At 34.3% G+C, this 615-nt stretch carries 1 protein-coding gene; it reads right to left on the minus strand.

Going from position 1 to position 615, the window contains the following annotated elements; genetic code table 11:
• Positions 1-71: 71 nt before the first annotated feature.
• Positions 72-615 (minus strand): sensor histidine kinase (locus AC1DG9_RS27595; RefSeq protein WP_477635768.1); only part of this gene is annotated, 544 nt, incomplete at its 5' end.

A 615-nucleotide genomic window follows, 5' to 3' on the forward strand; every position in this document is an offset into this window, starting at 1 on the left:
CTATCAGGTAGTGGTAGCCTTCTCTGATGGTTTTATCATCTTCAATAATTACAATTCTTGCGGCTTCCTGATTAGGCATCTTTAAAATGTTTTAGGGTCGAAAAATTAACAAGTAACAATACACTGGTACCATTGTCATTAGAAATGATCTTTAAATCGGCATTTATTCTTTTTGCCCTAACATACATATTGTTCATGCCATGCCCATCTTTAGCGTGTGCTACATCAAAGCCGATTCCATCGTCCTGAAGGGTGATCAACAGCATGCCGTTGTTTAATTTGGCCTCAAAATTTATCACCCTGGCTTTGGCATGTTTCAGTGAGTTATGTATAGACTCCTTAAAAATCATCAATATGTTTCGGCTCATATCTAATGATAATTTGGTGTATTTGTTATTGAGATCTATATCAAATTTAAAGAGAATAGGAGTTTCATTAACCATTTCCTGACCGAAATCTTTAATGTGGTTTAATACCTGTTCTAAGGAATCATTTTTTGGATTTAAAGACCATAATATATCTTTGGTTCCATTATACAGTTCGTCAACATTGCAACGGATCTTTTTTAAGATATTCCTTTTTTCGGTATCATCTTTATCGATCATGCTACCCAAT

This window comes from Pedobacter sp. 05L430, from assembly GCF_056397585.1.